The sequence below is a fragment of the Methylomonas sp. HW2-6 genome, from assembly GCF_052474525.1.
Genome location: NZ_CP184124.1, coordinates 2,291,451 through 2,311,963, shown reverse-complemented (window position 1 = coordinate 2,311,963; position 20,513 = coordinate 2,291,451). Strand labels below are relative to the sequence as shown.

Genomic DNA, 20,513 nt, shown 5'->3' with positions numbered 1-20,513 from the left:
TATGACTAAAAAAACTATCCAAAAAAGCGGTTTCTTAATAGTTTTAAGCGGCACGCTAGTATTGGGCTGCACATCTCAGGGAGCCATTCAGCAGTTACTTGACAAAAGGGTAGCCTTAGCGAACGGTATCGATTACGACTCTGCAAAATTAGTAGCTGTCAACCCGGAAACAGGTGACGAAATTCCGGCTTGCATTCCAGTAGGACCGACGAAGGAAACCTTAAAAAAACCAGCAGCTCAAACCGACCAAGTACCACAATGCGAAGTTGAATTGATTCTTGATGAAAAAAATCCTGCCCTGAGAACTGCATTGGAGCTAAGCACAAAACCTATCTCAGGAGAAATCAAGAAAAATGGAGATATCAAACCAGCTAGGTTTGTGGTTACAGTGACGACTCTTTACCAAGGTTCGACTTGTAACGTAGTTTATTCTGGCGGTGAACAGATCGAGAACTGCACAACTACTCCTCGCCGCCCAGGCAGGTAATTTGAAGTCTGATTAGGCATCAAAGCATTTTGGATCGCCTTAATTTTCCGGGTGGAAACGTTGTCAGCACCACCCGGAAACTGCAAACATACACCCCTCAATACTACCTTTACATCCTGCTGCTTTGAGCAGGCATCAAAATCGATATTCACGAACTTTGGGAACGACGGCTGATGTCCCAATCTTGCTTACGGACTCTCGTAATTGGAATATTCGCACTCTTTTTAAGTATCGTTTTCGATTGGTTGTTTGACTTAGAACTCTCCAGCCAAGACACCCTCTTCCGCTGGCGAGGGCCGTTGCCGTCACCGGGGCAAGTCGTGGTCGTGGCGATGGACGAGGTTTCCGAAACGCAGTTGGGTGTCGGCCAGGATCTGACGCGTTGGCGGCCCTACCATGCCCGCTTGATTCGGCAATTGCAGCAGCAAGGCGCCAGACTGGTGATTTTCGATTTGCAGTTCATCACCGCCAACCCGGCGGTCGATCCGGACTTGGCAGCCGCAATGCGCGAAGCCGGCAACGTGCTGATCGGGGAATGTATCCAGAAATTCCGCCACGGTACTGCCGACTTTTTCGGCCGCGAAGAATGCGCGGAGGCCAACCGGCAAACCGTCATTGCCTTGGAAGGCGAGGCGGCCGGGGAGTTGCCGGAACAATTGGTGGCAATGCGTAAAATCAGCGCGACGCCGGCGATCGCGCAAGCGGCGCTGGATAGCGCACCGTTTTTCCTGGTCAACGATGCCGAGGAGGCCAAAGTCCGGGAGGTGTGGACCTTTTTCGACGCCCTGGCCGATGCGCCGAGCCTGCCGGTACTGGCCTGGGCTTACACATTACAACCCTTCGCCGACTGGACCGGAACCGGCCAAACCCTCTCCGCTTGGCTGACCGACCGCCGCCGGGATTGTCTGGCCGATGCCGGTCATGCCGCGCGTAGCGGCCTGGGGGCGGATTTCGATAAGGTGCTTTGCGAGGGCGACAGCCGCTACCTGAACTATTACGGCCCGCCCAAGACGCTCCGGATGGAGTCTTACGTCGATGTCTATTCCGGCAAAGTCGGCGACCTTCGCGACAAGGTGGTGTTCGTCGGCCGTGCCAACCGCCAATTCTCGCCCGGCAAAACCGATTTTTTTCCGACGCCGTTTTCCGATTCGCACACCGGCAAAATGGCCGGCGTCGAGATCATGGCGACCCAATTCGCCAACTTGAGCCAGGGTGCCTTCATCGAAATGCCGTTGCCGTTTTGGTCAGTCTCCGCCGTCTTCGGCCTGGGGATCGCCGGCTTGCTGAACAGCCGCAGCAAACGCCGCGGCTTGTTTGCCAGCCTGCTGTTGGCCGCGGCTTATGCCGGCCTTGCCGTTTATATCTTTGGCGCGCGTCATTTGTGGCTACCGTTGGCGGGACCGGTATTGGTGCAACTGCCGGTGTCGTGGTTGATTGCCTTGGTCTGGTCCCGAATCGATTTGCTCTGCGAGCGCAAACGGCTACTGGGGTTCGTCCGTCAGGTGTTTCCGCAATGGGCCACCTTCGTACCGGCTGCACCCGGCGACTGGAACCCGGATCGGCATTTGCCGCCGACCCGCCCGGAACGGGATGTCAGCGGCTTGTGCCTGGCGACCGATATCGCCGGTTACACCGGCATTGCCGCCCAGCATTCGCCGCATGAAATGTGGCAATTGTTAAATGCCTACTATCAGGTACTCGGCCACCCGGTCATTTCCCATGATGGCGCGATTGCCGACGTCACCGGCGATGCCATGATGGCGGTCTGGTTCGAATTGGCGCCGGCCAAACAGCGGCTGCTGGCCTGTCTGGCGGCGCTGGAAATGGCAGAGGCGGTCGCAGCCTTCAACAAAACCTCGCCACTGGCGGCATTGACCACCCGCATCGGTCTGCACGAAGGCCCGCTGACTCTGGGCCGGCTGGAAACCGGGCAGACCAGCCATTACCGAGCCATCGGCGACACGGTCAATACTGCGTCCCGGATCCAAGGCGTCAACACCCCGCTGGGTACGCGTATCCTGGCAACGTCGACCATCACCGCCGGGATCGACGGCGTTCTCAGCCGCCCGGTGGGCGCGTTTCGACTGGTCGGCCGCGCCGAACCGGTGGAATTGACCGAAATCGTCGGCCATGGCGAGTCGATTCCGAACATCGTGCACAGCATCTTCGCCGATGGCCTGGCCGCGTTTCGAGCCGGCCATTGGCCGGAAGCGGTGCGGGTGTTACAAGCCGTTTTGGAGCTCGACGCTAACGACGGCCCCAGCCGTTTTTATCTGAAAAAGGCATTGGCCTACCGGCAACACCCGCCCGAGGTTTGGGACGGGGTCATCGACTTGGACAGCAAATAAACCAGCCCGCCGCCGACACACCGGCCGGCCAAACAGTCTATTTCCCGCTCAGCAGCAGCAAAGCCAGCACAAAGCTACAGACAAAAAAGAACAACGCCGCACTCTTCCAGAACAATAACGGATTGCGCTCGACCAACGGGATTTTGTCTTCGGCCTTCAAGAATTGGGGATTCGGCGTCGCCAGATCGTGCAGAAACTCCGAAAGCTCGTCGTAACGCGATCGCGACTGGATGCTAGTGGCCTTACATAACGCACCGTCGATCCAGACCGGCACCAGCGGATTGCGCCGTATGCTCGGAACGTACTGCAAGCGCTCCAGATTGGTCCGGTTGGGTTTTTCCGGCAAGGTACCGTACGGCAACTCGCCGTTCAGCATTTCGTAGCAAATCACGCCCAGCGAAAACAGATCGGACTTGACCGTGCCGCGCTGGCCGAGGTGGTATTCCGGCGCCGTGTAATTTAACGTGCCGAGGATATTTTCGTCGCCGGCATGATCCAGCGGCGTGATTTCGGCAATCCCGGCGATTTTAACCGAACCGAAATCGATGATTTTGACGCTGCCGTCGGCGGCAATCATGATGTTTTCCGGCTTCAAATCCTGATGCAGCATTTCCATGCGGTGAAACGCGCGCAAGCCTTTGGCGATTTGCTCGACTAAAGCCCTGACCTGGCGCACCTCCGGTTTCGGATTGTCCGCCATCCAGTCGCGTAAGGTGCAGCCGTCGATATATTCGGTCACATAATACAGGCAGGATTTGCTGCGGTCGGTTTCCAGCACCTGCAGCACATTGGCGTGCTGAATCCGTTTTCCGGCCCATTCCTCGTGCAGAAAATGCTCGATGTAATGGGTATCGTCGTCGTACAGCACCGAAGGCGTTTTCAGAATCACCCGCCGGTTGTGCAAAGTGTCGTAAGCCCGGTAGATCTGGGTACGCTTGCTGGCGTGCAATTCGGCTTCGATCCGGTAGCCGTCCAACAGCATGCCCGGCTCCAGCGGCGGCGGGAACGGCAAATGGCCGTTATGGCGCAGCACTTCGTCCTCCCTCAGCAACGGCAGGCTGTCGACTTCGACGATCTGGCAGGTGACGTTATCGTCGCTGCCGTTCGCCAAAGCCGCAGCCACCAGATTGCGCGACATTTGTGCCAAATCGACCGCTTCCGCCAATTGTGCGCGGATCACCGCCTCGCCGACAAAATCGTGCAAGCCGTCGGTGCTGAGCAGGAAACGGTCGCCCTTCTCCAGCGTCAGCGATTTGTAATCGATCTCCAGATGCGGCTCGATGCCCATCGCCCGGTTCAGATAGCTCTTATCGTCGCTAACCCACAGCCGGTGGTCGCGAGTGAGTTGCTCAAGCTGGCCCTGGCGAAACAGATAGATGCGCGAATCGCCGACGTGGAAAAGATGCGCGGTATTGGATTTCAGCACCAATACGCTCAAGGTACTGACCATGCCTTTGACCGAGGCGTAACGCATCCGGCCCTGGCTGTGCAGCCAGGAATTGGTGGCGGACAGGATTTTTTGGCCGGCCTTGGTCACCGACCAGGAATCCGGCGTGCTGTAATAATCCTCCAGAAACGCGGTGATGCAACAATGGCTGGCTTCCTTGCCGGCCTCGCTGCCGCTCATGCCGTCGGCAATCGCGACGGCAATGCCTTTTAAGGTCAACTGCGGTTCGGCCGGCACCAAGGCGCCCCAGAAATCCTCGTTGTCGGCTTTAACACCTTTGTCGCTGGCGGCACCGATGCGCACCGTTAAAGTTTTGACCATTCTGCGGGTTTAACCTGGTGCGGAGACAAGCCCGTCAGCAAGCCGGACTGCGGCCGAGTTCGGCCAGAGCCTGTTGCAGTTTGGCGCTGACCAGCGCCTGATGGTGGCGGCGCAATACCGAATCGGACGGGCACGGCGCTAGGCCGGCCTGGATTTCGCTATTGATTTGCGCCAGAAAATGGCGCCTCAACACGGCATCTTCCGGCAAACTGCGGCTGCGCGCCGCACAAACCGCTGCCCGCTCCGGCCCCGCTTCCAGCATTGCGGCCGACTGGCGGCAAGCGGTGCGCCAACAAAATACCATCCCCAATGTCACGGTCGCCAATACAGTTTCAATCACGTCGAATACTCCTAAATCACAAGTCACAAAATGGCCGGGAGCCTCCGGCCGCTCAGTTCAGTTCGATCATCGCCACGCTACCGTCTTCCATGACTTCCGCCATATGCCCGGCCGGCTCCTCGATGAATTGAACGCTTACCGCCACCAATACCGCCGTGGCGGCGATGGTCAGGAAGAAGATTTCCGGCGTCACGAATGACAACACGGTCAAAAAAGTCACGCCGCCAACGTTGCCGTAAGCGCCGACCATACCGGCGATCTGGCCGGTCATACGCCGTTTGATCAGCGGCACCATCGCGTAAACCGCGCCGCAACCGGCTTGCACGAAAAACGAGCATAAAAAAGTGGCGGCAAAAGCCAATACGATCGGCCAACTCGAGTCGATTTGCGACATTGCGGCGTAGCCGACCGCACAGCCGATCACGCAGATACTCAAGGACAATTTGCGGCCGTATTTATCGCTGAGCCAGCCGCCGCCGGGCCGCGCCACCAGATTCATGAAGGCGAAGCTGGAGGCCAGCAGGCCGGCCTGCACCGTGGTAATCCCGGTATGTTTAAAGGTGTCGTGGAAGAACATCGGCAGCATCGAGACCACCGCCAATTCGGAGCCGAAGGTTACCAGGTAGGCTAAATCCAAAATCGCGACCTGCTTGAATTGATAGCGGTGTATCGGTTCTATAGGCTGCGCCAAGTACTCGGCGTTGATATGCACGATTTTGTAGACGTTGAAGGCAAACAGCGTCCAAATCACGACATAGGCGGCGATGGTTGCCGGCTCCGACAGCAACTTCATGCCGGTCGGCGACAGCTTCCAGGCTAGCAGGGTCAGAGCCGCATACAGCGGTACGCTCATCAGGATGTACAGCGCCAAGTCGGCGTAGCTGGTGACTTCCATCGCCCCGGCCTTCTTCGGTTTGAAATAGGTCGAGCCTTTGGGCGTATCGCTAACGCTGAAAAAATACACGACCGAATACAACAGGGCCAACACGCCGGTCGCCGCAATCGCGTAACGCCAGCCGTCATCGCCGCCGAAGGCCAGCGCCAGGGACGGCAATACGATCGCCGCCGCCGCCGAACCGAAATTGCCCCAGCCGCCGTAGATGCCTTCGGCGATGCCGAGCTGCTTGGCGGGGAACCATTCCCCCACCATCCTGATGCCGATCACAAAACCGGCGCCGACGAAGCCCATCAGAAACCGGGCCAGCGCCAATTGCTCGAAATTGTCGGCGGCGGCGAACATGAAACAGGGCACGCTGCCGACGGCAAGCAAGGTCGAATAAGTCCGCTTCGGCCCGAATTTGTCCACCAAAATGCCGATCGCAATCCGCGCCGGGATTGTCAGCGCCACGTTCAGGATCAAAATGGTTTTAGCCTCGGCCGGGCTGAGCTGCAAAGTTTCGGAAATCGCCAGCATCAGCGGCGCGTGGTTGAACCAGACCACGAAGCTGATAAAAAACGCCAGCCAGCTCATGTGCAAAATTTTCATTTTGCCGGCAAAACTGAACAGATCGAGGTTGCTTGATGACATATAAAACCAAAGAACAGAGTGAATGAAACTATCGTGCGGCCGCTGCCGGCGATACCGGGCCGGCCAATGCCGCGTGCGGGTGGGTGGCTTTGTGCAGCGCCAAGCTTAAGCCGAAAACCAGCAGCGCCAACAGCAACGCCAATCCTTTCCAGAATGCGAGCGGGTTGCGTTCGATCAAGGGCGGCCGCGCCCGGCGTAAAAACGCCTGGTTGGGTTGGCGCAAATCGTGAACGAATTCGGCGATGTCGGCGTAACGCTGGGCGGGGTCGGGATGCAAAGCCTTGCGCAGCGCATCGTCGACCCAAACCGGAATCTGCGGTTGGGCGTAATGCAGGTCGTCGTAACGCAATTTGGATTGCGCCTGCCGGCTGCGGCATTTGGCGACTTCGGCACCGTAGGGCAAGCGGCCGCTCAACATCTGGTAGGTAATCGCGGCCAAGGAAAACAAGTCCGAACGCGGCGTGCCCTGCTCGCCCAGAAAATATTCCGGCGCCGTATATTGGGCCGTACCGAGAATGTTAAGCCCGGCCTGCTCCGGCAAGAGTTCGGCGACGCCGGCCACCCGCACCGAACCGAAATCGATGATTTTGACGCCGCCGGCATGGTCGATCATGACGTTCTGCGGCCGCAGGTCCTGGTGCAGCATTTCCAGGCGGTGAAACGCGCGCAAGCCCTTGCCGATCTGTTCGACGATGGCGCGCACCGCTTCCAGCGCCGGTTGCGGGTGGTCCAGCATCCACTGCGCCAAGGTGCGGCCGTCGACGAATTCGGTCGCGACGTAAAGAAAATTGCGTTTGCGGGTCGGCGGACACGGTTTTAGCACGAAAGGGCTGTCAATCCGGCGCGCAATCCAATCTTCCATCAGAAACCGCTCCAGATAGGCAGGATCTTGGCGCAAGTCGATCGACGGCGTCTTCAGCACCACCTGGGTGCAGCTATCGTTATCGAACGCCAGATGGACGTGGCTGCGGCTGCTGACGTGCAGCTCGCGTAGTACCGTGTAGCCATCGAATTCCATCCGCTCGCGCAACTGCGGCGGCAGCGGCAACTCGGCCAAGGCCGGCAATACTTCGTCGGCTGCCGGCTGCGGCAATTGCTCGACGCGGACGATTTGCACGGTCAGGTTGTCGCCGCTGCCGGCGGCAAGCGCAGCCTCGGCCAGCGCTTTGGCGGCGACGTCGAGATCGCTGCCGGCAGCGGCGATATGCTGCTCGAACAACTTGACACCGGTGAATTCGTAGACGCCGTCGGTAGCCAACAGGAATAGATCGCCGTTTTCCACCGTTTCCGCCCGGTAATCGAGTTCCAGATGGCTGTCGATTCCGAGCGCCCGGCTCAGATAGCTGGTTTCCGGCGACACCCACAAGCGGTGGTCGTTGGTCAGTTGCTCCCATTCCCCGCCGCGGCAGCGATAGATCCGGGCGTCGCCGACATGAAAAATATGGGCCGTGGCCGATTTGATGACCACAGCGCTGAAAGTGCAGACGTAACCGCGATCCTTGTCATAGCAATAGCGGCTGTGGCGGGTTTGCGCGTACAGCCAGGAATTGGTCGCAAACAAGACTTTTTGCGCCGATTTTTTTACCGACCAAGCTTCGGAAGTGCAGTAATAGTCCAACAAAAACCCGGTTACCGCGGCCTGACTGGCAATATGGCTGACGTCGCTGCTGCTGATACCGTCAGCCACGGCGAATGCGATGCCTTTTGCGCTCAATTGCGGCTCTTTGGCAACGTAAACGCCGTGGCAATCCTGATTCAGCGGCTTGCGCCCCCGGTCGGAGTATTGGCCGACGCTGACGGCCAGTCGTCCGGACATCTAGGCTCCGGCTCCGGATCAATAACTCTTGTACGGCAAAAACTTACCGCTCATCACGATCCTGACCCGGTCGCCTTTCGGGTCCGGCTCGCGCTGCAAATCCATGCTGAAGTCGATCGCGCTCATAATGCCGTCGCCGAATTCCTCGTGGATCAGCGCCTTGAACGTGGTGCCGTAAACGTTGACCAACTCGTAGAAGCGGTAAATCAGCGGATCGGTCGGTACCGCACTCGGCAGCGAGCCTTTGTACGGCACGACTTGCAGCTGCTCGACCGCCTCCGCCGGCAGGTCCAGTAGCTCGCCGATGGTAGCGGCTTGTGCCGCGTTCAAGGTCATCTGCCCCAACAGTGCGGCCGTGGTCCACTCCTTGCTCATGCCGATGGCCTCGGCCAGTTGCGGCCAGCTCAGTTGTTTGCGCAGTTTTTGGGCGATAACCAGTTCGGTGACTTCGTTGCGGTTCATATTGCGTTCTCCTTGTCTAATAAATACGAAATGAAGGCCCGCCGCAGGCGGGCCGGATACGGCTTAGTTAGCAGCGCGTTTCGGCGCGGTTCTGACGTGAGTGGAATACAAGGTCAGGCCGGTGAATGCCAGACCGCCGACCAGGTTACCCAGCACAGTCGGAATTTCGTTCCAGACGAAATAGTCCATAATCGAGAAATTACCGCCCATGATCAACCCGGACGGAAACAGAAACATGTTGACCACTGAATGTTCGAAAGTCATGCCGAAGAACAGCATGATCGGCATCCACATCGCAATGACTTTGCCGCTGACCGAGGTGGAAATCATCGCCCCGACCACGCCGGTCGACACCATCCAGTTGCAAAGCATGCCGCGGATGAAAATGGTAAACCAGCCGGCCATGCCGTATTTGGCATAGCCCAAGGTTCTGGCTTCGCCGATGCCCGCCAGCTTTTGGCCGACCGCATCCGGCGGCACCGAAAAGCCGTAGGTGAAAACAATCGACATCATCACCGCGACGGTCAATGCGCCCAGAAAGTTGCCGACGAAGACCAAACCCCAGTTGCGTAAAATGCCGCTCGGCGTGACTCCAGGCCGCTTGTCCAGCCAGGCCAACGGCGCCAGTACGAACACGCCGGTCAACAGATCGAAGCCCAGCAGATACAGCATGCAGAATCCCACCGGGAACAGAATCGCACCGAAGATCGGCGAACCGGTCTGCACGGTAATCGATACTGCAAACACGGCAGCCAAGGCCAGGATCGCGCCGGCCATGTAAGCCCGGATCAAAGTATCCCGGGTCGACATGAAGACTTTGGATTCACCGGCATCGACCATTTTCGTGACAAATTCCGCTGGAATCAGATAAGACATAATTCACCTTTGAATTGGATTAGGTACGCAAAACCCGGACGTAACAAGGCAAATGCCCGGATGGATGTTATGGAGCCTGATCGCGCAAGCCTCCGTCCCCGACAACTGACGCCGTTATGCGCCGATTGCAGGACCTGAGACTTCAAGGTGGGAACAATGGCGAATAGCGGGGCCGCCCGCAAATCGCGAGCCGCTTTTCAACGCCATTGTTGAAGGGGAAACGGTGCTGCTGTGCACCGGCCAGATGTAAAGCAGAATTAATGCCAATCCTCGCAATACCGCCAATTTCCTGACGGCCTCCCGAGCCAACCCAAGATTGGCCCAGCAAGATCGCACCAACTTGGACCAAGAGCGCACCAAAACCGACACGAAGTAGGGTCGACCAGGATTTGGCCAGCCGGCCCGATTTACGCGGCTGCCGGCAGGGATTTCGCGGCGGCTAAGGCTCATCGTTATACACAAGTGCCGTCATGCCAGCAGGACGCGGGCATCCAGTGCCATCGACGGCAACTTCGAGCCCTTGCAGCCTGGATTCGCTTCGCGGTCGGCTCCGGCACAAATCGGTCTGGAACAGATTTAGATTACCCTGTCAGGCAGGACAGCCTGACATGAATTCCTGCCGGAACGACGGTTACAAACAACGATGCCTATAACGGCTAATGCGCCGCCGCAGCGGCGCGCACGGCGCCGGCCAACTCGGCGGCGAAGCGGCTCAAACAGGCGCTCTGTGCGGCGACAATGGCCTCGGCATTGTCTGCCGCCGCTTCGCTGCATTCGAAGCGCTTGCCGGCCAGATTCCGCTCGCCCTGCTTCAATTGCCACTGTGCGGACAGTACGCTGCGTCCGGCGGCGGTCTGGTGCAATTCCAGAATGTCGAAGCCAAGTTGATAGTCCAGCCGCTGCCGCGCCGGCCATGAGTAGCGCACCACTTGCTCGACGCCGAGCCGGATGGCCAAAGTCTGACTCAAGGTCCGGGCGATGTTTTCGTCCAGCCGTTCCGCCCAGCGGTTGTGTTCGTCCAGCCGGTACTGGTGATCGCTCAAGGCCGTGACCAATTGCGGCCGGTCCAGATAGGCCGGCAAGCGGATCGGCCCCAGGCCGATCACCGTTCCCGGCGCCAGCGCCGGGCCGGATTCGTTCGACGCGCCGCTGTCGGCCGTCAGCATGTAAAACTGTAACGGCGCACTGCCGCAAGCGGCCAGTCCCGCAATCGCCGCGGCCGCCAGCGCCGAGTAAATCCATCGCCTGCCGATCATCGCTTCTGCCTCCGTCTATTTGCCGTAAATGATTGCATTCGGCTGCCGCTCCAACGATTCGCCCAGGTCTTTCAAGGCGCGGGCGGCGTTGCGCATTTCCTGCATCGCCTGACTTAACGGCGCGTCCGGCGCTGCCATCGCCTCGACTGCAGCCAGCGTACCCTGCGAGGATTGCATCAACTGGGTGGCCGTATTCAAACTGGTTTCGACGGCCTTCAGCACCGGCAACAACTGCTTGTTCAATTCCTGCAAGGTGGTGCGGGTATCGCTCAAGGCACCGTTGGCGTTGGTCAGCAACGGTCCGGTCTGGCTATTTAAGGTTGTCATCAATTTCTGGGTTTCCTGCAGCGATTTGGCCAGGGCCGCCATCGATTTGCGGGTATCGTCCGATTGCAGCAACGTCCGCATCTCGATCAACGTTTCGGACAGGTTTTTCAAGGTTTCTTCCAACGGCAACTGTTTGGCGCGGTTGATGATTTCGTCGGCGGTATTGCGGATTTCGTCGACCGTGGTCGGTACGCTGGGCAATTCCGGCAGATTTTTGTAGTCCAGCTTGACCAGATTCATCGGCTTGTCGGCATGAAAATTCAGGTCTACATACAGCAAGCCGGTCAGCAGGCTCTGGGTTTCCAAACGGCCTTTCAACCCCAGGTCGATCAGTTTTTGCGCGGCCTGGCGGTGTTGCTTATCGGTGTGCGCGCCGCTCTGCAGCCCGGAAACGTCGCGCAGCAAGGCCGGGTCGATTTCAATCACCACCGGTTTGAACACCCGGCCGGTGGCTTCATCCATCACCAGCGAAATTTCGCTGACGTTGCCGATATTGACCCCCTGCAACTTGACCGGGGCGCCGACATTGAGGCCGTTCAGGGCCGAATCGAAATAAATCACGAAGCGGTTCTTTTCCTTGAAAAACTGGCCGCCGCCAAACACCATCAACGCGACCACCAACAGCGTCAAAGCGCCGACCAGAAATATCCCGATTGCCAAAGGATTGGCTTGTTTACTCACCTATCGCTCCCTATCAAATGTTTGCTGCCGTGGCGGCCGTCCTGTTCGCCGCGAGTCAGGAAGCGGACGATACTCGGATCGGTGGATTGTTCCAAGAGCTGGCGCGGCGGGCCGCCGGCAATCATGGTGTGGGTCTCGGCATCCAGAAACACCGAATTGTTGCCGATGGCGAAAATGCTATCCAGATCGTGGGTGACGACGACGATGGTCGCCGACAGCGCGTTGCTCAAACTCAAAATCAAATCGTCCAGCAGCTTGGCCGTGATCGGGTCCAGCCCGGCCGACGGCTCGTCGAAAAACAGAATTTCCGGGTCCATCGCCATGGCCCGCGCCAGGCCGGCGCGCTTTTGCATGCCGCCGCTCAACTCGGACGGGTAATAATCCTCGAAGCCGGCCAAGCCGACCAAGGCCAGTTTGTAGGATACGATTTCCCGAACCTTCTGCGGCGGCAGCGCGGTGGCTTCGGTAATCGGCAAGGCGACGTTCTCGGCCAGCGTCATCGAACTCAGCAAGGCGCCGCTTTGAAACAACACGCCGGTGCGGGACAGTATCCGCTCGCGGGTATTCGGATCGGCTTGCCACAAGCCTTGCTCGCCGTAATACACATCGCCCTGGGCCGGCGCCTTCAAGCCGATCATGTGCCGCAACAACGTGGTCTTGCCGCAGCCGTTGCCGCCCATTACCACGAATACGTCGCCGCGGTTTATCGTGAAATTCAGGTCGCGCTGAATCACGAAATCGCCGTAGGTCATGGTCAGGTCTTTGACCGTGATGCAAGCTTCGGCCATGACTAGATCCCGAGCCGGTTGCAAATGATCGTCATCACCGAATCGGCAACGACGATGAAAACGATGGCGGTAACCACGGCCGAGGTGCCGGCCTCGCCGACCGCCGAGGCGCTACGGCCGCACTGCATGCCGCGCATGCAGCCGGACAGCGCGATCAGGATGCCGAACACCGCGCATTTGACAAAGCCGATGGTGAAGTCCTTCATTTTTACGGCGCTGGCGGTGCGATCGACATACTCGGTCAACGAGACGTCGAAGAAATTGACGGTCACCAGGCCGCCGCCGATGATGCCCATCAAATCGGCGTACAAGCACAGCAGCGGCATGATCAGAATCAAGGCCAACATCCGCGGCAACACCAGAAACGCCATCGGGTCCAGATTCATCGTGCGCAAAGCGTCGATTTCGCTGTTGACGTGCATCGTTCCAAGCTGAGCGGCATAGGCGGCGCCGGTGCGGCCGGACATGATGATCGCCGTCATCAGGCCGCCCATTTCCCGGGTCATGCCCAGGCTGACCAGATTGGCGATGTAGATTTGGGCGCCGAACAACGAAAGCTGCACGGCGCCGACGAAGGCCAGAATCAGCCCGACCAGCAAGCTGATCAAGGTGACGATAGGCAAAGCCGACGGCCCGCATTCCTGCACGTACAACCACAAGTCCTCGCGGCGGAAGTGGGCCTGGCCACGCAAGGTCGCCAGCGTGCTCAACGCCATTTCGCCGACAAACAACAACATAGCCCGGCTTTCGCGTAGCGCGCCGAGCCAGGCCGCATGCATGGCCTCATGCCAGGATACCGATTGCTGCTGGCGGTGGGCGTCGATCCGCTCCGGCACCGCGGCCGCCAGCGCCAGCAGGTTCTGGATCGGTAGCGGCAATGTGGTTTTATCGACCGCGACGCCGCAGCGATTGGCGCAATCGAGCAGTTTGACCACTTCGGTGACCAGCATGCTGTCCCAGCGACCGAGGCCGGCCGTGGCAAAAACCAGGCTCTTCAGTGCAGTATCGGATTCGATTTGGGTCAACACCGGCTCCAGCGGCGGCACCGGCGCGTCCAGCACCCAGTCGCCGCCAATCGCCACTTCCAGCGTCTGCTGGCGGCGGACGGTACTGATTGAGGCGCCGGCAACGGCGTTAACGATTAGGGGAGAATTATCGCTTTGTATCATTCCTTGGCTTACCGAATGGAACGGGCGACCAGTATGCGCACAAGCCCGGAACAAGGCAAGGGCCGCGCAGCAACTCGTCGGCATGCAGCCGCTTCAGCAATGCATTGGAAGAACCGGCAGCCGGCTAGCCGATGTGCTTAGGTTAAAGCACAGAGCAGATGGTTCAAGTCCTGTAGCAGCAGGACATGCCTGCGACCCAAGGCGTTTGCTCGCGGGCATGGCCCGCTCCTACAAACCGCAAGCGGCCGTTGTTACCGCGAACCCACATGCTCCGCGAGGCCGACGCTGTTCAAGGTTGGGCGCATCTGCGCGGAGAGTTCTTTAACCGGCATGCCGATTCCGACCAGGCATGCCGCGAAGGATGACTGCGCAAGCAAACTTCGGGAAGTGTTGACCTGGGGTTTTCGATCTGTTGCGGTCTATCGCCTAACGTGATTCAATCAACGCGATTGAATTGTTTCCAGCCATAGCCTGCCATCATTGACGATATACAGAATGGATAATTATATGAGTATCAATATCTTATATTTTATAAGGCCGTTTTTTCGTAGTTATATGGAAACTATCTAATTCCTTGTTATGCATCAGGAGATATCTGTGCAGGAACCCGATGACAAATTCTTTGATCGTGCAGATGCGCATATTCATCTTTCGAACGATCAGATTTCTGGAGGGGTCACGAAAGGCAAAGTCAGTGCATCAATGATGTACGCCACAGCAAGGTTCAATTCGTGGGTGAGCGCAACCGGCTGGGCCAATTCAGAAGAAATGGAAGCCGCAAAAGAAGAAACCATTGAGTACTTCGTAAATGAGTACCGAAAGATGCTAGACGAAAACCTAAACGACTACATCAAGAACTTCAAAAATTACATGGGTGGCGGCAATGCATAACCAGCGGGTAAACTTGACCGGCAAAAGCTACGCTCCTATCGTCGCTACGCTTTCGCCGGCAAGTTACCCTTTTCGTTGGGCGTCATGAGACTTTTCGCCTTTGCGCGCGTTCCGGCTCGCCAGTCTCTTTGGCGCGCTATTCTGGGTGCCGTGATTGCATATGCATTGGCAACGGTTGCGCTACTTGTAGTCTATTGGGTACTTCGACCGTTTGTCTGGGCAGCGATTTACATGGAGCCGTATCGCTCGCCGCCGGGGCCTCTTCTACCTAGTAGTGGAGAATGGCTCTTTATGCAAACACTCGGCTTCTGTGCCTCAATGGCGGAAGGTGGCGCGGCCGCATATTGGTCACAACCGAAATCGCCATTTGCGCTGACTGTGCTCGTTACGGTAAGCCTTGTCAGCCTATTCTTCGCGCAATTCCCACTCGACACATCGATCGTTCGCAATTTCATCTACGCGCTGCATGGCCCCCTAGGCATCGTAGTGGGTGCTGCGCTCATCAGGCGCTGGCAAAATGACAGCTCGCGTAGGTTGGGGTGAGGTACGAACCCCAACATTTTTAACCGGTTTGGCCTTTATTGGTTATTGATGTTTTTATTGGTCGTGATGTCTCGCTATCACGCTCGGTTGGTGGCGGAACGGCTGTCGTGTTGGGGTTCCTGTCGTCACCCCAACCTACGCTCCCCAAATGGTTTGTCGTTTTCGAGGGAGGCGATGCCCCAATCGGCTGGCAAGGCCGTAAGGCGGATTCGCAGCGCTAGCGACAATCCGCCAAAACCGAAACCACCCGGCGTTTTGCTATCACGAAAACGCCCTACAGTCCTGGCGAAGGATTATGTGTTTTGCTAGCGTTAAAGCCACTGCCTTCTTGTTGGGTAGTTGATCGGCGACGGAAGCCGCAAAAAATGTTTGGCATAGAGATTCGAATCGTTTTCAAGCGAGCAAGCACAGCCGGCCAAGGCCGCACAGACTCGACCGCGCATGGTGAAGCCGTCGTGATCGCTAACCCGGCGCCCAACGTCGCTCCTTTCGGTCGCTGGACGCTACGCCATCAAGTCGCGCCGCGCCGGTTAGCTCTGGGTTGGACATCATGAAACGTATTTATTCAGCTTGGGCGAAACACGGCTCGTCGCTGCCAAACTGTCTGGCAGAAGGCCTTGACCCGCCGCGATTCAAAAACGGGGAGATTGATCCTGATTGCCAGGTGCGCCTCTGGACTACAGAAGTTGGGTCTCTTGAAGAAGCATTGGCGATTAGAAATCTTAGATGCGGTTGGGAGCCGTATGCACCCGAAGGCGAGGCGGAACCATGCCCAAGGTGTGGCGCCATGCACTATCCAATGGGTAGCGGTCAGTGTTGGCAATGCGATCATCAGTGCTAGGTGTCTGTCGCGCTTGACCGGAGCGCGGTTTTATTTTTCAGTTTTCGGTACCGCGCCCGGTTAGCTTTACGTTAGGCGATATGGCAGCGCCTTCTTTTAACCTGCCATAACAATACCTTGAGGAGGGAGCATGCCCACTTTAGTCGAGACTGAAAAAGATAAATCCAATAAAACAGTCACTACTGTTATCTACGCTCTGTACGCCGCATCGCTGTTGCTTGGCATTACGAGCATCGTCGCCATCGTCATGAATTACGTCAAAAAAGATGATGTTGCGGGCACATATCTGGAAAGCCATTTTCGTTGGCAAATACGTACCTTCTGGTTCAGCTTGTTGTGGGGCATCATTGGCTTCGTTACATTCTTTATTGTCGTTGGCTGGTTTGTGCTGATTGCCGATCTTGTCTGGTTTATCTACCGTATTGTTAAAGGATGGCTACGCCTCAATGAAGGAAAACCAATGTATAGCGTCTGACCCTGTCGTCTACTCGGACAGTAAAAAGCGGCGCGACTTCGTTGCCCCGCTGTTTTACTGCCGGTTGTGGCAGACATTAAACTAGCCGTCATGTCTTTCGATTTTTGGTGGCTGGCGCGTTTCGTAGACGAAGATGAGGTCGGCTCGGTCTCAATCTCGTTTGCAACGGCAATGGCGGCCGGAGGGCCATCGGCGGCGGGTCTGGTGGCAATTCGGCGGTGGATTCAGAACGAACCATGCACCGCAGCGCAGAGCTACATGAGTTTGCCGCCAAGTGTTAAGCAGGCTTTTGGTGGTTGGTATAAGGATTTCATTTGGGCTTTCAATCTGCCGGGATTTCAAGTTTTTGGTGAAGAGGTAGCAAGTCAGTTAACCGAAGACAACTGCTGTCGCTTCATTTCAATTCGCCGCTGTAGCCCCGCCGCAGTTTTGTGGCAGGCCTTGGGATACGAGAGAGCTAGTCGTCTTCCCGGCATTTACGGGAACCTGTTCATACCGGCAAGTGATGTGGCAACCGCCCTCAGGGTTGTTAAAGAAAGCTATGCCGGACTTGACTTGGATCAGGCGACGGCACGTGCCCATGCTTGGATAGCGGATAGCAACAGCCTAGAGCAGATCAGAGAGGTAATAGAGTTATTGCCGGTCGCGCTAACCGAGGCAGCGCAGCGGGGCAAGGGTTTGCTCGTCGTCGGGAGGCCGCAGATTTAGGCATCTGCGGGCAGCTCAAAACCACCCGGCGTTTTGCTATCGCGAAAACGCCCAAATCAATGGAAGAGATTATTTCATGCAAGCCAAAACTCGGTAAGTTGGGCTTGCGTAGGTTGGGGCGAGGTACGAACCCCAACATTTTTAACCGGTTTGGCCTTTATTGGTTATTGATGGTTTTATTGGTCGCGATGTCTCGCTATCACGCTCGGTTGGTGGCAGAACGGCTGTCGTGTTGGGGTTCCTGTCGTCACCCCAACCTACGCTCTGAATACCGGTAATAAATGGGCCGGGTTAATAATCGTCCGGGGAAAGCGGTGATGACCAACCCGCTCGCGCCTATAAAACCTTGGGCGGCTAAAACTCGTGCAATACTTTTGCCCGACAGCACAGAGAACTGGATTGAGGAGGTCCTTGTGAAATATTACGGCCAATGCTTATGCGGCGCGATCCGCTATCAGCTTGCAGGCGATCCCAAGCTAGTCGCCTTGTGTCATTGCAAGGACTGCCGGAGAAGCGCCGGGGCGCCTATGGTGGCATGGGCGATGTTTCCTGAGTCAGCCCTGACTGTAACAGAAGGGCAACCAAAGACGATCAATTCGTCAGGTACCGCGATGCGCAGTTTTTGCGCCGAGTGTGGGAGCGGCCTGTTTTACCGCAACACCGCGATCCTTCCGGGGCTAGTCGATGTACAGACATCGACTCTCGACGACCCTGACGCCCTTGCACCTACAATGCAAATACAGGTGGCGGAGCGGCTCGTATGGATGAAACATATTCATGAGCTGCCAGAGTTCGAACGCTATCCGGTCTAAATCGAAGTGTCTGTGCTGACCTCCAATTCGGATGCACGAGGCGCCCTTTCCGCGAGGCACCTCAGCACCGAATCGGAATCCGCTCAGAAAATCGGCAGACTGATCTCCAGACTACGCTCGGCCAGCCAGACGCAGGCCAGCGCCGCTATCGCCGCCGAACCCCAGCGCAGCGCCGACTGCGAATAGACCGCAAACCGGCCGGCATAAACCACCAGCGGCAAAACCGCCGCCACCGCCGCCAACTGCCCGGCTTCGACGCCGAGGTTGAAACCCAACAGCGCGACCAGTTGCGAGCCGCGTGCGCTACCCATATCCAACAGCACGCTGGCGATACCCATGCCGTGAATCAAACCGAAGCCGAATGCCAGCCAGGCCCGGCGCCGAGACAGCAGCGGATAGATATTGTTCAGTGCCGCCAACGCCACCGATGCGGCAATTGCGGATTCCACCCAACGCGCCGGCAAGGCGATGACGTGCAATGCGGTCAGGCTCAAGGTCAGAGAATGCGCCAGCGTAAACGCGGTCACCACGGCGGCGGCGTCCCAGGCCGCCGTGCGCCAACTGCCGACGGCGCGCCAGCCGGTGCGATCCCAGGCCAGTCCGGCCGGCAGCAACAAGCTCAACAGAAACAACAGATGGTCGTAGCCGATCAGGATGTGCCGCATCCCCTCGCCGGCAAAACTGGCCAACACCGGCCAAATACCGGTTTGGCTAGCCATATCGAAATCGATGCGGTGCGCGTCCGGCCCGAACACGGCCGGCTGATCGCTGCCGGCCCAACTGAACAGGCCGCGGTGCTGAGCGTCCAGATCGAAAAACAAGCGGTAATCCACCGACCAGGGCCCGGCCGGGTCCGGGCAGGCCAGCGCAAAATTCAGCACGGCATAGTTGCCGTCGCTATGGCTATCGACCTGCAATGCCCCCGGCTGCAACGCGCAGGGCTGGCCAGCGCTAACCACGGTCAGACGCTGCAAGGCATAAGCGAACACGGCATCGCCCAGCTCGCGCAATTCGCCCCAGGTGATGGCGCCGTCGCCGTTCGCATCCAGGCCCAAGGCATAGTCCAGGTCGCGCAAGGCAATGTCCCAGCGGCCTTGCCGATGCGCACTGTCCAGACTCAAATAACTGTCGCTGGCTTTATGCGCCATGGCCGGGGCGCAGCAACACAAGCATAAGCAGAATACGGCCCAGTTTTTCATACTCCCTCCTCGCCGAAACGGGCGATCAACGGTTGCAAGCGGCTGTCCTGCACACCGCTGACGGCCAGGAAATCCAACACCGGCCGCAACTCGGTCCGGCTTTTGCCGGCGGCCAGCGCCGCTTCCAGCAAGATCCTGGCGTCGCGCGGCTCGCGTTGAACCATCCAATTGGCTTGGGCCAATGCGAACGCCGGCTCGGCGTCATTGCACAACTGCAATCGGAAGCGGGCTTCGTCGGCTTGGTGGCGGTTGTCGCCGCGCAGCCGCAACGCGGCAAACCGGGCCTGCAACGCTTCGGTATGGGCATTGCTATCCCGCTGCGGCAAATGGCGTTCGGCCAACGCCAGCCGTAACAGCAACGGGTCGGCGCGGGTGCGGTCGGCCAATAAGTCGACCACCTCGGCATAACGATGCCGGTCCAACAGAAAATCGGCATAAGCGGCCAACAGATAGCCGTCAGCCTCGGCTGCAGACAGCGCTTGCCGGTAATGGCGCTCGGCGGCGGCAACATCGCCGCGGCGTTCGGCGATTTCAGCCAACGTTACCAAAGCCCATTGTCGGTCGGTTGTGGCAGCCCCGGAAGCATGCTCGAGCGCCTGCTGCAACTGCCGGTAGGCCGTCTCGCTCTGCCCGGCCAGGCTCAACACCGAATTGATGCAGACGGCGCCGACCAGCGCTGCGGCGGTTTTCGCCAACGGCAGACAACTGCCGGCGGCCGTGGCATAGTCGCCCTGCACTTCCAGAATCGCCGCCCGGGTCAACCAGGCCTGCGCCAAGCGCGGCCGGATCGCCAAGGCCCGCTCCAACAACGCCAGCGCCGGCGCGAAGTCGTGCCGGTTTTGCAACAAGGTGGCTTGCAGCGTCAACACTTCGGGATCGGCCGCTGGACCCATCAGCCAAGGCTGCAGCGCCGCTTCGGCGTAGCCGAAATAGCGCGGATCGGCCTCGGCCCGGCCCAACTCGATATAACGCCTGACCAGTTGCAACACCGGCGACAAGGCCTGCGGCGCGGCGGCAACTTGCTGGCGCAAGGTGCGCAGTTCCAGCCAGTGACTGCCGCGCGCCGGCAAGGTCTCGATCACCTGGCCGGCGTCGGCCGGCAGGTAGGCTTCAGCCCAAGCGGCCGGAAGTGCCGACGCCAAACCAATAAACAAAATGAGCCATCTCCAACGATTCGCCATGATTGATCTCCGGATCG

Annotated in this window: 18 protein-coding genes; 6 read left to right on the top strand and 12 right to left on the bottom strand. The window is 58.2% G+C overall.

Annotated elements, in window-relative coordinates; genetic code table 11:
- Position 1: 1 nt before the first annotated feature.
- Positions 2–487: a hypothetical protein gene (locus tag ACH518_RS11635; RefSeq protein ID WP_445370193.1), complete on the top strand. Its 486-nt coding sequence runs from the start codon at positions 2–4 to the stop codon at positions 485–487.
- Positions 488–660: 173 nt separating this feature from the next.
- Complete coding sequence (locus ACH518_RS11630; protein ID WP_445370192.1) at positions 661–2,835, top strand: CHASE2 domain-containing protein; 2,175 nt, start codon at positions 661–663, stop codon at positions 2,833–2,835.
- Positions 2,836–2,872: 37 nt separating this feature from the next.
- Here the strand turns inward: ACH518_RS11630 and ACH518_RS11625 are convergent, their stop codons facing one another.
- The 10 genes from ACH518_RS11625 to ACH518_RS11580 form a co-directional block, all read right to left on the bottom strand.
- Positions 2,873–4,603, bottom strand: a complete 1,731-nt coding sequence (locus tag ACH518_RS11625; protein ID WP_445370191.1) for a protein kinase domain-containing protein — start codon at positions 4,601–4,603, stop codon at positions 2,873–2,875.
- 34 nt (positions 4,604–4,637) lie between these two features.
- A complete protein-coding gene (locus ACH518_RS11620) occupies positions 4,638–4,943 on the bottom strand; it encodes a hypothetical protein (protein ID WP_140912295.1) in 306 nt (101 codons plus the stop codon).
- Between the two features lie 52 nt (positions 4,944–4,995).
- Positions 4,996–6,471: a NarK family nitrate/nitrite MFS transporter gene (locus ACH518_RS11615; protein ID WP_445370190.1), complete on the bottom strand. Its 1,476-nt coding sequence runs from the start codon at positions 6,469–6,471 to the stop codon at positions 4,996–4,998.
- Between the two features lie 28 nt (positions 6,472–6,499).
- Positions 6,500–8,287, bottom strand: a complete 1,788-nt coding sequence (locus tag ACH518_RS11610) for a protein kinase domain-containing protein (RefSeq protein ID WP_445370189.1) — start codon at positions 8,285–8,287, stop codon at positions 6,500–6,502.
- 18 nt (positions 8,288–8,305) lie between these two features.
- Entirely contained in the window at positions 8,306–8,749 is a 444-nt protein-coding gene (cynS, locus tag ACH518_RS11605; RefSeq protein ID WP_445370188.1) for a cyanase, read from the bottom strand.
- 63 nt (positions 8,750–8,812) lie between these two features.
- A complete protein-coding gene (locus ACH518_RS11600; protein WP_445370187.1) occupies positions 8,813–9,625 on the bottom strand; it encodes a formate/nitrite transporter family protein in 813 nt (270 codons plus the stop codon).
- A gap of 656 nt (positions 9,626–10,281) precedes the next feature.
- Entirely contained in the window at positions 10,282–10,881 is a 600-nt protein-coding gene (locus tag ACH518_RS11595) for a PqiC family protein (protein ID WP_445370186.1), read from the bottom strand.
- Positions 10,882–10,896: 15 nt separating this feature from the next.
- Complete coding sequence (locus tag ACH518_RS11590; RefSeq protein WP_140912301.1) at positions 10,897–11,889, bottom strand: MlaD family protein; 993 nt, start codon at positions 11,887–11,889, stop codon at positions 10,897–10,899.
- On the bottom strand, positions 11,886–12,677 hold the full coding sequence (locus ACH518_RS11585) for an ABC transporter ATP-binding protein (RefSeq protein WP_445370185.1): 792 nt from the start codon (positions 12,675–12,677) through the stop codon (positions 11,886–11,888). The genes ACH518_RS11590 and ACH518_RS11585 overlap by 4 nt, the downstream gene beginning before the upstream one ends.
- A 2-nt stretch (positions 12,678–12,679) precedes the next feature.
- Positions 12,680–13,846 carry an MlaE family ABC transporter permease gene (locus ACH518_RS11580; RefSeq protein WP_445370184.1) on the bottom strand — a complete coding sequence of 389 codons (1,167 nt, stop codon included), beginning with the start codon at positions 13,844–13,846 and terminating at the stop codon, positions 12,680–12,682.
- Positions 13,847–14,443: 597 nt separating this feature from the next.
- On the opposite strand from ACH518_RS11580, the gene ACH518_RS11575 reads away from it, so the two are divergent.
- From ACH518_RS11575 to ACH518_RS11560, 4 genes are all read left to right on the top strand, one after another.
- On the top strand, positions 14,444–14,737 hold the full coding sequence (locus tag ACH518_RS11575; RefSeq protein ID WP_222101912.1) for a DUF3144 domain-containing protein: 294 nt from the start codon (positions 14,444–14,446) through the stop codon (positions 14,735–14,737).
- Positions 14,738–16,251: 1,514 nt separating this feature from the next.
- On the top strand, positions 16,252–16,596 hold the full coding sequence (locus ACH518_RS11570) for a DUF4870 family protein (RefSeq protein ID WP_140912304.1): 345 nt from the start codon (positions 16,252–16,254) through the stop codon (positions 16,594–16,596).
- A gap of 90 nt (positions 16,597–16,686) precedes the next feature.
- On the top strand, positions 16,687–17,304 hold the full coding sequence (locus ACH518_RS11565; RefSeq protein WP_445370183.1) for a hypothetical protein: 618 nt from the start codon (positions 16,687–16,689) through the stop codon (positions 17,302–17,304).
- A 317-nt stretch (positions 17,305–17,621) separates the two neighbouring features.
- Positions 17,622–18,116, top strand: coding sequence for a GFA family protein (locus tag ACH518_RS11560; protein ID WP_445370182.1), 495 nt, complete (start codon positions 17,622–17,624; stop codon positions 18,114–18,116).
- An 83-nt stretch (positions 18,117–18,199) separates the two neighbouring features.
- On the opposite strand, the gene ACH518_RS11555 is transcribed toward ACH518_RS11560, so the two are convergent.
- Entirely contained in the window at positions 18,200–19,315 is a 1,116-nt protein-coding gene (locus tag ACH518_RS11555; RefSeq protein ID WP_445370181.1) for a HupE/UreJ family protein, read from the bottom strand.
- A complete protein-coding gene (locus ACH518_RS11550) occupies positions 19,312–20,496 on the bottom strand; it encodes a hypothetical protein (RefSeq protein WP_445370180.1) in 1,185 nt (394 codons plus the stop codon). The genes ACH518_RS11555 and ACH518_RS11550 overlap by 4 nt, the downstream gene beginning before the upstream one ends.
- Between the last annotated feature and the right edge of the window lie 17 nt (positions 20,497–20,513).

Excerpts from the sequence above, each read along its gene's own strand:
- ACH518_RS11635 (WP_445370193.1), top strand. The coding sequence starts at position 2 with ATGACTAAAAAAACTATCCAAAAAAGCGGTTTCTTAATAGTTTTAAGC.
- ACH518_RS11630 (WP_445370192.1), top strand. The coding sequence starts at position 661 with ATGTCCCAATCTTGCTTACGGACTCTCGTAATTGGAATATTCGCACTC.
- ACH518_RS11625 (WP_445370191.1), bottom strand. The coding sequence starts at position 4,603 with ATGGTCAAAACTTTAACGGTGCGCATCGGTGCCGCCAGCGACAAAGGT.
- ACH518_RS11615 (WP_445370190.1), bottom strand. The coding sequence starts at position 6,471 with ATGTCATCAAGCAACCTCGATCTGTTCAGTTTTGCCGGCAAAATGAAA.
- ACH518_RS11610 (WP_445370189.1), bottom strand. The coding sequence starts at position 8,287 with ATGTCCGGACGACTGGCCGTCAGCGTCGGCCAATACTCCGACCGGGGG.
- cynS (WP_445370188.1), bottom strand. The coding sequence starts at position 8,749 with ATGAACCGCAACGAAGTCACCGAACTGGTTATCGCCCAAAAACTGCGC.
- ACH518_RS11600 (WP_445370187.1), bottom strand. The coding sequence starts at position 9,625 with ATGTCTTATCTGATTCCAGCGGAATTTGTCACGAAAATGGTCGATGCC.
- ACH518_RS11595 (WP_445370186.1), bottom strand. The coding sequence starts at position 10,881 with ATGATCGGCAGGCGATGGATTTACTCGGCGCTGGCGGCCGCGGCGATT.
- ACH518_RS11585 (WP_445370185.1), bottom strand. The coding sequence starts at position 12,677 with ATGGCCGAAGCTTGCATCACGGTCAAAGACCTGACCATGACCTACGGC.
- ACH518_RS11580 (WP_445370184.1), bottom strand. The coding sequence starts at position 13,846 with ATGATACAAAGCGATAATTCTCCCCTAATCGTTAACGCCGTTGCCGGC.
- ACH518_RS11570 (WP_140912304.1), top strand. The coding sequence starts at position 16,252 with ATGCCCACTTTAGTCGAGACTGAAAAAGATAAATCCAATAAAACAGTC.
- ACH518_RS11565 (WP_445370183.1), top strand. The coding sequence starts at position 16,687 with ATGTCTTTCGATTTTTGGTGGCTGGCGCGTTTCGTAGACGAAGATGAG.
- ACH518_RS11560 (WP_445370182.1), top strand. The coding sequence starts at position 17,622 with ATGACCAACCCGCTCGCGCCTATAAAACCTTGGGCGGCTAAAACTCGT.
- ACH518_RS11555 (WP_445370181.1), bottom strand. The coding sequence starts at position 19,315 with ATGAAAAACTGGGCCGTATTCTGCTTATGCTTGTGTTGCTGCGCCCCG.
- ACH518_RS11550 (WP_445370180.1), bottom strand. The coding sequence starts at position 20,496 with ATGGCGAATCGTTGGAGATGGCTCATTTTGTTTATTGGTTTGGCGTCG.